This window comes from Spiroplasma endosymbiont of Tipula paludosa, from assembly GCF_964264785.1.
Lineage (GTDB): Bacteria > Bacillota_I > Bacilli_A > Mycoplasmatales > Nriv7 > Nriv7.
On the sequence record NZ_OZ183484.1, the window covers coordinates 1014127 to 1029080 of the forward strand.

Consider the following 14954-nt stretch of genomic DNA (forward strand, 5'->3'; position numbering starts at 1 on the left):
TTATTTTGACAATTTTATGTTTTGTTATTCATTGACTGTTAGTAACAAAATATTTTTCAAAAGTTGTTTATAAGGATACATTGTGATTTTTTATTAAGAAAAATATTTTCTTTTTATGTGGATGTATGTTTACTCTTGGGTTTATCGCTTCCTTAATTTCTGTATTGAGAATATTTAGTTAAAACATATATGATAAGAAAGGATACATTATGATTTATTCACATCGTGCTTTAGAAAAAAAGTGACAAGAGTATTGAAAAAATCAGCAAATATTTAAGACGCCTAGTAATATGGCAACTAAAAAAACTTATATTCTTGATATGTTTCCATATCCATCTGGTGCTGGATTACATGTTGGTCATTTAAAAGGTTATATTGCTACTGATGTAATGGCACGATTTCGTAAGATGCAAGGTTATGCTGTTTTGCATCCTATTGGTTGAGATGCGTTTGGTTTACCAGCTGAACAGTATGCTTTAAAAACAAAAAATAATCCTGTAAGTTTTACTTTGGAAAATATTAATAATTTTCGTCATCAATTGCAACGCTTAGGTTTTTCTTATGATTATAATAAAGAAATAAATACTACTGACCCTAATTATTATCAATGAACACAATGAATATTTTCACAAATTTATAAAAAAGGTTTAGTTCAATTAAAATGAAGTGATGTTAATTGATGTGAAAAATTAGGAACAGTTTTAGCTAATGAAGAGGTTTTAGTTATTGAAGGAAAAATGGTTTCTGAAAGAGGTCATTATCCGGTTATTAAAAAACCAATGCAGCAATGAGTTTTAAAAATAACTAATTACGCTTCAAGACTATTAAAAGGATTAGATGATTTAGATTGACCTAATTCCGTTAAAGAATTACAAAGAAATTGAATTGGTGAACGATTAGGGGCATTAGTGGATTTTAAAATTCAAAATTCATTAGAAAAAATTTCAGTTTTTACTACAAGGTTGGATACGATTTTTGGTGTTAGTGCTATTATTTTAGCACCAGAGCATCCATTAGTAGTTTCGCTTACTATTAAGAATAATGAGCAACAAATGAATGAGTATTTATCAGAAGTTAAAATGAAAACTGATTTAGAACGCCAAGAGTTAAATAATGATAAACAAGGGGTATTTACGGGTAGTTATGCGTTGCATCCGTTAACAAATGAATTAGTTCCGATTTGAGTTGCTGATTATGTGTTATATCATTATGGAACAGGAGCAATAATGTGTGTTCCCGCACATAGTGCTGAAGATTATCATTTAGCATTAAAATATAATTTACCAATAAAGATTGTTATTGAAAATGATAATATGAAAATGCCAATAACTGGTGATGGTATTCATATTAATTCTCAGTTTTTGAATGGACTAAATAATGAACAAGCCATTAGTAAAATTATTAATGTTTTGGAAGCAAAAGCAATCGCTAAAAAACATACAACTTATAAATTACGCGATTGATTGTTTTCGCGCCAAAGATATTGAGGTGAACCGTTTCCAATTATTTTTTGAGATGATGGTACCACTGGTTTAGTTGATGAGTTAGATTTACCGGTAATGTTACCATTAACAGATAATATTGTTTCAACAGTTAATGGTCAGTCGCCGTTGGCAAATATGGTTGATTTTGTTAATGTTACTAGAAATGATGGTGTTAAAGGCAAAAGAGATACAAATACAATGCCACAATGAGCAGGTAGTTGTTGATATTATTTAGCATATATTTTGAAACAAGATGATGGTAGTTTTATTCCCTTAAATAGTAAAACCGCGTTTAAATTATTGGAACAATGATTACCAGTTGATTTGTATGTTGGTGGTCAAGAACATGCGGTGTTGCATTTACTATATGCTCGATTTTGACATCAAATATTGTATGATTTAAAAGTTGTTCCGACACCTGAACCTTTTATGAAACTTGTTAATCAAGGAATGATTTTAGGTGTTGATGGTGAAAAGATGTCAAAATCAAAAGATAATGGTGTCAATCCCGATGATATCATTATGACGCATGGTGCTGATGCTTTACGCGTTTATGAGATGTTTATGGGACCATTAACAGCATCAATGCCATGAAATATTCAAGGTATTGATGGTACAAGGAGATGATTAGATCGGATTTATCGTTTAGTAACTGAACATCTTGCTTGAATTATTAAAAATAATGATGGTCAAATGGATAAAATTTATCATCAAACAGTGTTTAAAGTAACTACTGATTTGGAAAATTTAGCTTTTAATACGGCGTTATCATCATTAATGGTTTTTGTTAATGCTTGTTATAAAACAAAGCAAATTTATTTACCTTATTTTTTAGGATTTATCAAAATGTTAAGTTTATTTGCTGTGCATTTAGCAGAAGAATTATGATTAATATTAGCCCAAGAAAGTAGTGTTGCTGTTCAAAAATGACCTGAATATGATGCTAAGTATTTAGTGAAAGATGAAGTTGTTGTTATTATTCAGGTTAATGGTAAATTACGAGGAAAATTAAATGTTGTGCCGAATTTATCACAAGAAGAAATTTTAAAAATTATTCAAAATGATGACTATTTACAAAAAATTTTATATCAATATGAAATTAAACAAACAATATTTGTAATGAATAAAATTATTAACTTTGTTACTAAAGTAGTGGATAAACACGATGATTAAGCGAGCGATTATTTTTGCGGCCGGAGTTGGCAGAAGATTAAAATTAAATCATCAACATAAATCATTATTAAATATTAATGGTGAAATTTTAATTGAAAAAATAATAACTAATTTATTAGTGGCTAAAGTTAATGAAATTATTGTTATTACTGGTTATCGTCATCAAGATTTTTTATATTTAGTTGATAAGTATGTGCAAGTTAAGCTTGTTCATAATGCGCAATATGAAAATGGTTCTAGTGCCTATGCTGGTTATTTAGTTAAAGATTACTTACAAGATAATACAATTATTATTAGTGGTGATATGGTAATGGGGCGAAATTTTTTTATGAATTTAACAGCAAAACCAATTATGTGTGCCGTTAAACGAGTAACTAAAAAGATTGATTGAGTGTATAATATAGGTAATGACAATAATATTATTGGTTATGAAAAAAGTAATAATATGCATAAGCTATTATTAGGTGAATGGTCATTGTTAGATGAACGATGAGCAAAGGCGATTAGAGAACAATTGCAAATTAAGTTTGCTAAAAATGAGATTTCTCAATATCAAATGGTGGATATTCTTATTGCTAGTGCTTTAAAAAATAAAATTGTTATTGCTCCTTATATATTAAGTGAAGATGACCAATGAGATATTGATACACCAGAAGATTTAGAAATTTCAGTTGCTAAAACGATAAAAATTTCATAGTTATTATTGATATATTTAGTTTAAAGAGATTGTAATAATTTCTTAAATTAACTAAATAATATTTAATTTAGTTATTAAAAATAGAGTGGAGGTTATTGCTTGAATTTTAAAATAAAAAAATTTTTAGAATTTATTTTTAAATTTAAATAGAAAAGGAACGGTTTATATGTCGTCAAAGCTTGGATTTAAACAGTCTTTAGGCAGTTTTTGGAGTAACTTTAAAGAAAAAAGTCAAGGTGTTCTTCAAAAATTATCTAAAGCATTTATGTTGCCGATTGCGTTGTTACCAATTGCGGGATTATTTTTAGGAATTGGAGCAACAATTGAAACACTTGCTAAAAATGCTGATGCAGAAGCCTGAGAAACTTTTGGTACATTTTTAAAAATGATGGGTGATGTCCCATTTGCTAATTTACCAGTATTATTTGCAATTTCAGTTGCAATTGCTTTTACTAATGATGCGGGAGTTGCAGGTTTAACCGCATTAATTGGTTTTCTAATTTTTGTTGTTGTAATTGCTGTCTTTATGAATCAAGGGGTAATAAACTATAACTATGTTTTAGCATATGTTGATGATGCGAGTAAAGATCAGAAGATTGTAGTTTCATTAAAGGAATTATATACGGGAAAAGATTTAATACCAAAATTAACTGCTGAATTTAGTAAATTATTAGGAGGAACATTGGGCGGAAAACCAATTGATGATACTTTTTATCAAGTAATATCATCAAGTGAAACGCCGATTAACTATAATTTATGATTTTGAAAAGGTGATTTAGCAGTTGATAATAAATTAACGACATCAATTTTAGGTATTGGACCAACACTAAATTCAGGAGTATTTGGAGGAATTATTGTTGGGGCGTTAGTTGCTTTTCTTTACAATCGCTTTTATCTAACAGAATTACCTTCTTACATTAGTTTTTTTAGTGGCGTAAAATTTGTCCCAATTGTGGTATTCTTTGCTGTTATTCCCTTGGCGTTTATTTTTATTTTAATATGACCGCCAGTTGGGGCAGCATTTAATTGATTTGGGCGTTCATCGGGAACATTACCTGTGGGATTAGATTCATTATTTTTTGGATTAATTGAACGGTCATTAATTCCTTTTGGATTGCATCATGTGTTTTATGCACCATTGTGATGATCTGGTGCTGGTGGAGCGATTAGTGACTTTGCTAGTACTGGGGATGTAGCTAATCCATTAACTTTAACAGCTGTTGGTGACCAAACAGGATTTATGGCAGTTATTGCTGATGGAAAATTAACATTGCAAGATATGTGAGGTCGGGGATTACGACTAGGACGATTCCAAGCAGGTAAGTTTCCCTTTATGATGTTTGGATTGCCAGCAGCAGCAGCAGCAATGGCATTGACGGTACCTAAGGAAAATCGAAATACAGCATTAGGAGTATATGCTTCTGCTGGATTAACCAGTTTCTTAACAGGAATTACTGAACCGTTAGAATTTAGTTTCTTATTTGTGGCCCCGTGGTTATTTTATGGGATTCATGTGCCATTAGCGGGAATATCATTTATGTTAATGAATGTTTTACAAGTAAAAATTGGAATGATTTTCTCTGGTGGAGTATTAGACTGAATTATTTATGGAATTGTTCCAAGTTTTAGTGGTCAAACAACTAATTGATGAGTTGTACCAATTGTTGGTGCAGCCTATGCAGCGATTTATTTCTTCTTATTTTATTTCTTGATTTTACGATTTAATATTAAAATTCCGGGAAGAGAAGCTGTTGATGGGCAGATTCATTTATTTACAAAAAAAGATTATCAAGCAGCAAAAAGTCAATCTAAGAATATGTCGCCAATAGAAGATAATATTATTAATGATGAAAAAGAAAAACTTAAAGATAAGAAATCTGGAAAAGGAATTGTTACAGCAGAAAAAATATTAGCTGCTTTGGGCGGAGCAGAAAATATTGAAAATATTGATGCTTGTGCTTCAAGATTGCGAGTGCAAGTCGTTGATATGAATAAAGTTGATGCTGGCGAATTAGAAATTTTAAGTACTAAGCCTATTAAAAAGAGTGGTAAGAAGCAAGTGGCTGTAGTTTTTGGTGGTCAATCAGATATTTGAAAAAATAAAATTAAGGAAATTTTGTATCGCTCTTCTTCCGCAGAAAATAGTAAAAAGTAATAAATATTTAGTAGTAAATAGTAATTAATTAAGAGTGAATTTAAAAAAAATTAAATTCACTCTTTTTTCAGTTGAATTTAAAAATTAATATGTTTTAATAAGAGAAAGAAGCTGAAAGGATTGATTATTAAATGATGAATGATAAGTTAACTAAGTTATTAATTATTTCGAGTTTATCAATAGGAGCTACAAGCAATTTAGGTACTATTAATAATATTAAAAGTAAAGAAGAAAAATCTGTTGATGCTTTAAATCTTATTACCAATAAAACAGTTGATGAAGAACAATGAGAACAGAATATTAAATTTATCTTAGAAGATTTTATTTTTTCAAAATCGTTGATTTTTAATTGAACTGTTAATACTTTTAAAAAAGATTTTAATATTTCTGAACAACAAAAACAACCATATAATTTTTCTTTAACGGATGCTAAATATTATTATTACAAAATTCTTAATGATGTTAGAAGATTTATTGATAATCAGTTAGATATTCGGTGAAGGGTTGATCTTGAAGTTAAGAAAATTAAATGAAGAGCTAGTAATGTGGATTTAACAGCAGTTTTAATTAGTTCATTTGATTTATATGTTGATCGGCCCTTAACTAGTTATTTAGATGTGTATTTGTGAAGTAATAAAATGCAGAAGCATTATTTAGCAACAGGTCTTAGTTATAATGTTGGATTTAATATTATAAAATAAATTATTAAGGTAAGATGATGGGATATATCACTTGGACGCATAAAGTTTTGTTAGGTGGGAAAATATTTGAATAAGTATTAAGACAGTCAGCAATGATTGTCTTTTTATTTTATAAGGTGTTAAAAATTTGTTCTTTGAAAATTAAATACAAGTGAGTTAATAATGTTGGTATGTATTAAAACACGATAAATTGTGGGTGGTCGCCATAACCAAAAGAAGTTTACCAGTTAATAGATAACACCCTATTAGCTATAGCAATTTGTTTCATTTTGCAATAAAAAAATGAATGGGTGGATTTCCTAAAAATATACACGCTATTAAATTAGTTCCAAGGGTAGGATGCGGATGTTAAAGTGTAAAAATTTCTATATAGGGGATATGCTAAGTTTAAAATTATTAAAATATTTATCTAATTAAAAAACAAAATTTACTAACAAAGCTTGTTAAACACTTAAATCTGCGATATATAAGTGTTTAAAAAACTAAGTTAATTAACAACTTAGTTAATATAACTTAGTTTATTTATAAGAAAGGTAATTTATTATAGACTTGGTACATAACTATAACATTTTATGCCGACTAAACTATAAAATTCATTTTTATCTTTGTATTTATCTAACATTTGTATTTCATCTAAAAAATAATTATCAAAATAGTAGATAAAATTAAAGGTTATGTACCAAGTCTTATGAAAAACATTGAAAACATTTTCTTAAATACTAAAAAATATCTCTTAAAAGAAACACAAAACGCAATGTTTATTAAAGCACCAAAAATTCCGTGATTTAATGAACAAATCGGCATTTGGTTTCCAAAACGATTTGTTTATAAAGGAAAATATGAAAATTCGATTTGTGTCGGAATAATAAAAGATAGTAAATATCAAATAATTTCAATTAATCAAAAAGAAAATGAAACCAAATTAATTAAGGGACAAGAATTATTAAGCTTCTTCATTGCGGAAAAAGAAAACAACAAAAAAGATATAAATTATAACTATTTTAAAGGAGTTTAAAAATGAATATTGCGATTGGATTAATATTTATTATTATCAGCATCATGCTATTGGCATATTTTGCTTATAAAATTTATGCCAAAATAAAAATTAGAATTAAATATAAAAATGCCATTAAAAATAATACTGGTAATTTCACGAAAGACGAAAAAGTATTTATTGCTCGCTTTGAGGAATGAGTTAAAGCTCCTGATTCAAAAGAAAATAACGCGGATAAAAAATAATGTTTTGAAAAATTATTATGGAATTTTTAGAACTGTTTATTCCGATAGAAAAAATGCCTGCACAAGTTGCATTTATTGCCGGATTAATTATTATCATTACTTTTCTTTTCGCATTAATTTCAATTATGTATTTACCAATAAAAATGATTTTTGGGAGATAAAAAATGACGGTAAATTTAAAAGAATTTAATTGAGAACAAATCAAACAAACTTTCTGAGATTTATTTATTCAAATTACAACTATTCCGGCTCATATTAGTGGCGGTAAAGAAATTGATTTAACTCAAGAAACACTTTGACTTTTAATAGCAAACATTGCTTTTTGATTCTTAACAGCGATTATGGTGTGATTTATTCTCATGCTACTTTGAAAAACCATATCAGTATTTAGATAGGGAAAAAATTAATGTCAAGAAGTTACGTTGTGATGCATTCCCAAAGAAATTCAAAATTAATTAGGAAAAAATATAATCGTGTTAAGGTTAATCGTGGCTTTAACAAATTTAAGAAAAACTTTGAATATAAATGATGAATGTTTTAAAAAGAAAGGGGGTGATTATATGTTTGGAACTTTCTTGGCTGATGCACCTGCAACAGTAGAAAAAATAACAGCTAGTGACGCGATGACTAAATTATGAAATGCAATTATAACGGCTTTTACTAAAATGTGAGAAATTATTGCTGTTAATATGCCACAAGTCGGTAACTTCTTTGCTGACTACTGAATCTTCATTTTTCCATTTATTTTGGCAATATTCTTTATTTGCTTTAAAATGTTTGAAAAATTACTTGGAGCGGTCCGCTAACAAAAAAATAAAGTGAGGTGCAAGATGAAATTTTGCAAATGAATAATAGAAAAAAATAACCATTTTATTGAATTGAATCGCACCTCATTTTTAATTTTATGACATTGAGGAGCAATTTGATATATTTACAACGGTTATTTTAAAAACATTGTGAGCTATTTATTTTTAGCAGGTTGTATTTTAATTTTCCTTTTTAAAATCAGCAATTTAACACAAATTAACAAAGTTATTAATTTCTTAAAAAACTCACCGTTAAATATTGTTATTGGTTCATTAGGAACTGGAAAAACTGCTTTTCTAGTATACGCATCAAAATTATTAAAAAAGAAGAAATATCACATCGCATCAACCTTCCCATTACTAGAAACTCAAAAATTAAGTTTAGGACATATGGGATTATTAGATTTTGATTATCCGGTATTGCCAGACAAAACCTTACTTTTATGAGATGAAACCAACTTATTTTTAGAAGGAACTGATTGAGAAAAAAATAATACCAAAAACGAAGAAACCGGTATTCAAGAATATTTCGCTCTGGCACGCCATTTCGGTCATATTGTTCTCGCTAGTGGTCAAAGAGATAAACATATTTGAGTTAAAGTTCGTGATATTGCCAATAATGTGATTGTGGGAATTCGTAAAAAACCCGTTAATATTTTTCGTCCCTACTTAAAAGTCATCTATGGTACCTTTACTAGCATTGAAGAATATGAACGCTGAAGAAACACCTTAATTGATGCTAAAAATAGTAAAAAAGGGCGTCGCATTAAATACCGTGATATTCCTGAACTTGATATTTAATATTTATTTTTTTAAACTAAAAATTCCTTTACCAATACTTAACACTTACAATTCTTTTTACCTAGCATTTTTAAGAGATTACTTAAATTCAAAAGTAAATCCTGACTATGAAGATAAATACTATACTGACACAGCAATTGATTTAGAAGACTTAGAATACTTAAAAATGGATAAATTTAGCAAATTTTTAAAAAAAATGAAAGAAAAGGAACAATAAAAAATGGAAAATCTCGCAAAAATGGCCGACTTTCTTGCCCAAATGCTTTATAAAGTTTTTGATTTAATTTGAAGTCTTGAAGTGCCGGGAACAAAAATTCAACTAATATTTCCCTTGTTCTTAATGCTGGATGCTGGCTGTAGAATTTCTTATGGCAATTATTCTTGGTTTTGGTAGTCAACAAGTTAATTTAGAAAAACAACGCCAATATGCTGTTAAAAATAAGGGTCGTTTAAGTGCATGAGGAGAAGCTAAAAAACAAATAAAAACAAAACAAGGTAACTAACAATGTTTAAATTAATTATTATTTTTATCTTAATAACTGTTCTTGGGCTATTAGCTGGTAGTCATTTTGAAACTTTAACGAACTATATTAGCGAAGGACTTGCCAATTTCCAAAAATTTATTACTAGCAATTTAACAATTTTAGAACTATTTAAACCAATGGCACGAACATTTTCGCAACACCCAATTTTTACCATTCTTGGTGTTACTTGTGTACTTATTGCCTTATTTATTAGACTTGGTACATAACTATAACATTTTATGCCGACTAAACTATAAAATTCATTTTTATCTTTGTATTTATCTAACATTTGTATTTCATCTAAAAAATAATTATCAAAATAGTAGATAAAATTAAAGGTTATGTACCAAGTCTACTTTTTCGTCTTTTGTAAAATTACCAGTATTATTTTTAATGGCATTTTTATATTTGCCAAATTGTAAAGTTAAGTGCAACTAAATTATTTTTCTAACCAAATATTCGATTGGCGAAAGATAATTTAGTATTTTTCTTGGTCTTTGGTTTAAAGACAATATAAATTTATGAACTGCATTTTTAGTAGTGTTTGAAAAATTAAATTTTTTAGGAAATTTTTCTCTAATTAAACCATTAGTATTTTCATTAGTACCTCTTTGTCAAGGTGAATATGCATCAGCAAAATAAATTTTCACATTTAAATTTTTTTCAAGTTGTTGTCAATTAGCAAATTCTTTACCCCTATCAAATGTTATAGTCTTAACAAGATTATTTGGAAGAATTGATAAATAATGACTAATATTTTTGTTAATAACTTTAGTAGTTCTATTTTCAACTAATATTGCTAAAGTAAATCTTGATGTTCTTTCAACTAAAGTTATTAAACATGATTTACTTTTACCTCGTGATGATACTACAGTATCACCTTCTCAATGGCCAAGAGTTATGCGATTATTAACATTTCGTTCTTCAATGGATTTACCATTAAATTTACCCCGATTTTCTTGAGATTTTCGTTTCTTACCTTTTCTTCTTAAATTTTTACTAGTAACCTTTTCAAGTAATCCAGAATAAATTCAATTGTAAATTGTTTTAAAACTAATAATTCATTCTTGATGAAAATTTTTAATTCTGCCATAAATTTGTTCAGGCGATCAACCTAATAATAATTTTTGTTGTACATATTTTACTAATTCTCTATTTTTAAATTTATGAAAATAAACATGTAATTGTTTTCTATTTTCTGCTTTATTTTGTGCAATTAATGAAAAATAATGATTATTATCTTTATTTCTATTAACTTCTCGATTAATAGTACTAATACTTCGATTAAGATTTTTAGCTATTTCACTAATTTTTACTTTAAATTTCAATTGATTCTCAATATAAATTCTTTCATCTATGCCAAGATGTTTGTATCCCATATAAAAACTCCTTAAATTTACTTTTTCTAAAATAAACTTAGCATCATGAAATTTTTATATGAAATCTTTTGCAATTTTATTTACTTGCACTTACAAGTATAATTCAGCAAAAATTAAAAACATAACCAGACATACTACCGCCTTCAGGAATTGTAAGAGCAGAAACATCTTGAGGCAAATCATCTAATTTATCATCGGTGTTTCAAACATAACCAAGAGATGGCCATTTAAAAACATAACTATTTTGAATACTAGCAAATTCCAATTTACAACTATTACCACATTGACTGAGGTTTGTAGCTCGTTTTTCTCGTTTCATAAAGGATTGTTCTATATTAGGTTTTGGTGGTTGTTTTGCATCAAAGAAGGCACCTAGAGGAACTAAACCAATAAAAGCGATAATTAACCACGACATAAATTTATACATATTTATTTGTCCTTTCTTCTATAGACTTGGTACATAACCTTTAATTTTATCTACTATTTTGATAATTATTTTTTAGATGAAATACAAATGTTAGATAAATACAAAGATAAAAATGAATTTTATAGTTTAGTCGGCATAAAATGTTATAGTTATGTACCAAGTCTTATGTTTAACTTCTTAAAATTAAATATATTGTTGATAAAATACAAATCGTCCCTAAAATTTGGAAAATCGGATGTTGGGAAAATAACCTTATCATTGGTTTAAACAAATCTAAAATTTTAATATTATTTGATAAAACTTTATTAAAATATTCTAAACCCTCACGCACATAGGCTCACAAACCTAAAAAGTCATTTAAAGCAAAAATAGAAAAAACAGCAACAAGAATAAATAATATTATTAATTTAAACATTTTAAATACCTACCTTTTTATTCGCCGCCCATGTTGATTAACTCACGGTCTGTTTTTAGGACTATTACCACTAAATTTCTTAATCGGACCACTAGATGATTTTTTCTTAGCTCCTCAATTAGCAACTGATTTTTGATATTTTTTACGATAACCAACTTTTGGTCGTTCGATATGAATACCTAAAATGCCACCAATTACAAGATTTATCACAAGCATAATTAGCGGAAAAATAATAATGCGAATATCTGTTCCAGGAATGGTTAAAGTTCAAATTAAATCAAAAACTTTATAAAACATATCGCCAATTAAACTAGCCATTTTTTCTAAGTTTTCCATTTTTTAAACTCCTTTACTTGTTTTTCTTTTTCAGATTATTTTTTAACTTAGTAAGTATCTTACTAAATTTTTCCATTTTTAAATATTCTAATGCTTCAATATCCATCACATTATCATTTCAAAATTTATGTTGATAATTATCATTCAAAGCACGATTACTTAATTCACGCAAGAATGATAAATATTTATTATCATAAAGGTTTAAAATTGACATCGGAATTTTCAATTTAAAGAAATAAATGTCTAATTCCGGAATGCTACGGTACTTGATTTTGCGACCTTTTTTATCATTTTTAGCATTAATCAGAGTTAATCGTCATTGTTCGTATTCGCTTACCGATTTAAAAGTGCCGTAAATAACTTGTAAATAGGGTCGGAAAATACTAACTGGTTTTTTTCTAATACCAACAATTATTGAATTCGCAATATCGCGAACTTTAACTCATATATGTTCAGCTCGTTGTCCGCTTGCTAATACGATATGGGTAAATTGTCGAGCCGAAGCAAAATATTCTTGTAAACCTTGGGTTACTCTATCATTTTCTTTATAATCAGTTCCTTCTAAAAATAAGTTAGTTTCATCTCATAACAGTAAATGTTTTTCATCTAAAATTGGATAATTATAATCTAAAAGTGACATATGCCCTAATGAAAGCATTTGTTTATCTGTAATCGGAAAAGTAGAAATCGTTTTTCAACCACTTAATAAGTAAGAAGCTAAAACCATTAAAGCGGTTTTTCCAGTTCCTAAAGCACCAATTACTAAATTTAAAGGTGAATTTAATAAGAAATTAATAAAACTTCGACGAGCAAAGAAATGAGAAATTTTAGTATATAAAATATACAAAGCAATTAATAAATAAATAATATCAAATAACATTCGTCAACTTTGGGGATTATAATAATGCAAAATCGCACCATAGAATCACGCAATAATAAATAAAGTGCGATTTAAAGCCACAAAATCATATAGTCTTAAATTTATTTTTTTAAACAATAGCATCACTTAAATCACACTTTCTTTATTTTTATTACTATCTGCCGGGCATTAATTTTTCAAACATTTTGAAAGCGATTAAAAATAAACCAATAATCACGCCAAGCAAGAAAACTCAATATGTAGCAAAAAAATTAACGACATTTGGCATATTGCCACCAATAATATCAGTTCAAATATTACCGAACGCTGTAATTAATGCTTTTCATAAGTTAGTAACCGCTTGTTCACCAGTAATTTTTGCTGGTGCATCGGCCAAGAAAGTTCCAATCATATAATCACCCCCTTTCTAAACAAAATATGATTTAACCTTATAAAATAAAATAACCATAAATAAGATAATGAATACTAATACCATTCAAAAGGCAATATTGGCTATTAAAAGTCAAAGTAGTTCTTTGGTTAAATCAATTTCTTTACCAGAAACTCACGCCGGAATAACTTTAATTTGAATAAATAAATCTCAAAAATATGATTTTATCATTTCTCAATCTAAATCTTTTCAAGCAACTAAAAACATAATAATTACCGCTTAAAAGGTCAAAAGAGTAGAAAAATAATTGCCGAGAAGAGCATTACAATTATTAAAATTGAAAACAAAAATACAACTTGGGGTGGTAAATCGGCAGTTGGATAAATTAGTTCAATTAACTCAATAATTATTTTTTTAAACATTTTCTAAACCTACTTTTTAATTTCTTTTTCATCTTGTTCTAATAAATTTCGCTTAAACTTTGCAATAAATATTCGTTGTGCATAAGTAAAATCTTTTGGCAACTGCTTTGCTTCGCTACCATATTTCTTTTTATCTTTAAAAAACCGATAAATATTAACCGCAATATAGTATGCTAGTAATAATGTTAAAATCGTAAAAAATACTAATCCAAATATACTCATCTTTCTTTTCTCCTTAATTTTTTAATTTTTAATTCTTATTTTAAATTGCAATTTTTCTTTCATTTTTTAACTCTTAATGTTTCATTTTTCTTAGTTGATTTCTAAATCTTAAACTTTCTAATGAAGCATAATTTGCACTTTCAAAGTCTATATAATTAATATTTTTAAATTCATAGATTGCTCCGCACATTTTAGTTTTAAAATTATTAACTGTTGATTTTAAGTACTTTACAAATTCAGAATTTACGGTTCGATTAACAATATTATTCAAAGTGTCGGTAAATACTTGTTTTCTAGTAATAGGGTTTTGACAGTTATATGAGAATTGATAAGCCTTGATATTTAAGTCATACTGGTTTAATGATTTTTCGTTCAGGACATTTTTAGTTATATATTTGGAGCAATATTTTACAACCATTTCATTAGTATTTTCACGAACTCTAATATTTTTATTAATTCCATAAGGTCAAAATTGTAAAATAATTTTATGGGGTATTTTTTCGGTGATTAAAATATGAAAATGAATAACGCCTCGTTTCTGATATTCATAGGTATACAAATACTTAATATTTTTATTTTTAACTTTAAATCAATATTTTAATTTTTTTAAAAATTTATTTAAATCACGCTTACATTTTCTAATGTCAAATTCATTAACATCAGCATAAGTAAGAGTTAAAAATGTAAGTTTTTTACAATCTCAAAAATTATGATATGCCTTCCGAATAACATTAGATTTTGCACGAATATTACTATTAAGCAGTTTTGTATCGCAATTACCCTTATTTTTTAAACCGCTAACATTGCGGTTATTTGCTTTGATATGTTCTAAAGGCATAACAATATTACGAATGTATTGACCGTAATAAATAGTTTTCATATAAAAATCAATCGGATTTTGAAGTTGTAAATTCATATTTTAT

The 14954-nt window shown here is 27.5% G+C and carries 22 protein-coding genes; 13 read left to right on the forward strand and 9 right to left on the reverse strand.

Annotated features, from left to right (window positions below):
- The first annotated feature begins 209 nt into the window (after positions 1-209).
- From leuS to ACFEL5_RS06105, 12 genes are all read left to right on the forward strand, one after another.
- Positions 210-2657 carry a leucine--tRNA ligase gene (gene leuS, locus ACFEL5_RS06050; RefSeq protein ID WP_375315226.1) on the forward strand — a complete coding sequence of 816 codons (2448 nt, stop codon included), beginning with the start codon at positions 210-212 and terminating at the stop codon, positions 2655-2657.
- The gene (locus tag ACFEL5_RS06055) at positions 2650-3354 is read left to right on the forward strand and encodes an NTP transferase domain-containing protein (protein ID WP_338967483.1); all 705 of its coding nucleotides are present in this window, start codon (positions 2650-2652) and stop codon (positions 3352-3354) included. Before leuS ends, ACFEL5_RS06055 begins: the two co-directional genes overlap by 8 nt.
- A 166-nt stretch (positions 3355-3520) precedes the next feature.
- On the forward strand, positions 3521-5509 hold the full coding sequence (locus ACFEL5_RS06060; protein ID WP_375315227.1) for a PTS transporter subunit EIIC: 1989 nt from the start codon (positions 3521-3523) through the stop codon (positions 5507-5509).
- Positions 5510-5643: 134 nt separating this feature from the next.
- Positions 5644-6210 carry a hypothetical protein gene (locus ACFEL5_RS06065; protein ID WP_375315228.1) on the forward strand — a complete coding sequence of 189 codons (567 nt, stop codon included), beginning with the start codon at positions 5644-5646 and terminating at the stop codon, positions 6208-6210.
- A 688-nt stretch (positions 6211-6898) separates the two neighbouring features.
- Positions 6899-7225, forward strand: a complete 327-nt coding sequence (locus ACFEL5_RS06070) for a hypothetical protein (protein WP_215826003.1) — start codon at positions 6899-6901, stop codon at positions 7223-7225.
- A 2-nt stretch (positions 7226-7227) separates the two neighbouring features.
- Positions 7228-7449 (forward strand): hypothetical protein, encoded by a 222-nt coding sequence (locus tag ACFEL5_RS06075; protein WP_375315229.1) that lies wholly within the window; start codon positions 7228-7230, stop codon positions 7447-7449.
- A gap of 164 nt (positions 7450-7613) precedes the next feature.
- Positions 7614-7844 carry a hypothetical protein gene (locus ACFEL5_RS06080; RefSeq protein WP_339024264.1) on the forward strand — a complete coding sequence of 77 codons (231 nt, stop codon included), beginning with the start codon at positions 7614-7616 and terminating at the stop codon, positions 7842-7844.
- A gap of 11 nt (positions 7845-7855) precedes the next feature.
- Positions 7856-7990, forward strand: a complete 135-nt coding sequence (locus tag ACFEL5_RS06085) for a hypothetical protein (protein WP_375315230.1) — start codon at positions 7856-7858, stop codon at positions 7988-7990.
- 19 nt (positions 7991-8009) lie between these two features.
- Positions 8010-8255: a hypothetical protein gene (locus ACFEL5_RS06090; RefSeq protein ID WP_342189776.1), complete on the forward strand. Its 246-nt coding sequence runs from the start codon at positions 8010-8012 to the stop codon at positions 8253-8255.
- A 24-nt stretch (positions 8256-8279) separates the two neighbouring features.
- Positions 8280-9056, forward strand: a complete 777-nt coding sequence (locus ACFEL5_RS06095) for a hypothetical protein (protein WP_375315231.1) — start codon at positions 8280-8282, stop codon at positions 9054-9056.
- 220 nt (positions 9057-9276) lie between these two features.
- Positions 9277-9450, forward strand: coding sequence for a hypothetical protein (locus ACFEL5_RS06100; protein WP_375315232.1), 174 nt, complete (start codon positions 9277-9279; stop codon positions 9448-9450).
- A complete protein-coding gene (locus tag ACFEL5_RS06105; protein ID WP_375315233.1) occupies positions 9425-9559 on the forward strand; it encodes a hypothetical protein in 135 nt (44 codons plus the stop codon). The genes ACFEL5_RS06100 and ACFEL5_RS06105 overlap by 26 nt, the downstream gene beginning before the upstream one ends.
- Before the next feature lie 82 nt (positions 9560-9641).
- Here ACFEL5_RS06105 and ACFEL5_RS06110 read toward each other — a convergent pair whose 3' ends face one another.
- The 3 genes from ACFEL5_RS06110 to ACFEL5_RS06120 all read right to left on the reverse strand — a co-directional run bounded on the left by ACFEL5_RS06110 (position 9642) and on the right by ACFEL5_RS06120 (position 11386).
- Positions 9642-9869 (reverse strand): hypothetical protein, encoded by a 228-nt coding sequence (locus ACFEL5_RS06110; protein ID WP_375315234.1) that lies wholly within the window; start codon positions 9867-9869, stop codon positions 9642-9644.
- Positions 9870-10014: 145 nt separating this feature from the next.
- On the reverse strand, positions 10015-10959 hold the full coding sequence (locus ACFEL5_RS06115; protein WP_375315065.1) for an IS30 family transposase: 945 nt from the start codon (positions 10957-10959) through the stop codon (positions 10015-10017).
- Positions 10960-11035: 76 nt separating this feature from the next.
- Complete coding sequence (locus tag ACFEL5_RS06120; protein WP_375315235.1) at positions 11036-11386, reverse strand: hypothetical protein; 351 nt, start codon at positions 11384-11386, stop codon at positions 11036-11038.
- Positions 11387-11473: 87 nt separating this feature from the next.
- Here ACFEL5_RS06120 and ACFEL5_RS06125 point away from each other — a divergent pair, with 87 nt between their 5' ends.
- Positions 11474-11653, forward strand: coding sequence for a hypothetical protein (locus ACFEL5_RS06125; protein WP_375315236.1), 180 nt, complete (start codon positions 11474-11476; stop codon positions 11651-11653).
- Positions 11654-11810: 157 nt separating this feature from the next.
- Here ACFEL5_RS06125 and ACFEL5_RS06130 read toward each other — a convergent pair whose 3' ends face one another.
- The 6 genes from ACFEL5_RS06130 to ACFEL5_RS06155 form a co-directional block, all read right to left on the reverse strand.
- Positions 11811-12137, reverse strand: coding sequence for a hypothetical protein (locus tag ACFEL5_RS06130; protein ID WP_375315113.1), 327 nt, complete (start codon positions 12135-12137; stop codon positions 11811-11813).
- Between the two features lie 13 nt (positions 12138-12150).
- Positions 12151-13098 (reverse strand): hypothetical protein, encoded by a 948-nt coding sequence (locus ACFEL5_RS06135; protein ID WP_375315237.1) that lies wholly within the window; start codon positions 13096-13098, stop codon positions 12151-12153.
- A gap of 73 nt (positions 13099-13171) precedes the next feature.
- Positions 13172-13408 (reverse strand): hypothetical protein, encoded by a 237-nt coding sequence (locus tag ACFEL5_RS06140; protein ID WP_338967750.1) that lies wholly within the window; start codon positions 13406-13408, stop codon positions 13172-13174.
- A gap of 15 nt (positions 13409-13423) precedes the next feature.
- Positions 13424-13654, reverse strand: coding sequence for a hypothetical protein (locus tag ACFEL5_RS06145; RefSeq protein WP_338967749.1), 231 nt, complete (start codon positions 13652-13654; stop codon positions 13424-13426).
- Positions 13655-13818: 164 nt separating this feature from the next.
- On the reverse strand, positions 13819-14031 hold the full coding sequence (locus ACFEL5_RS06150) for a hypothetical protein (protein WP_215826178.1): 213 nt from the start codon (positions 14029-14031) through the stop codon (positions 13819-13821).
- Between the two features lie 73 nt (positions 14032-14104).
- Positions 14105-14947 carry a rolling circle replication-associated protein gene (locus ACFEL5_RS06155; RefSeq protein WP_375315238.1) on the reverse strand — a complete coding sequence of 281 codons (843 nt, stop codon included), beginning with the start codon at positions 14945-14947 and terminating at the stop codon, positions 14105-14107.
- Positions 14948-14954 lie beyond the last annotated feature (7 nt).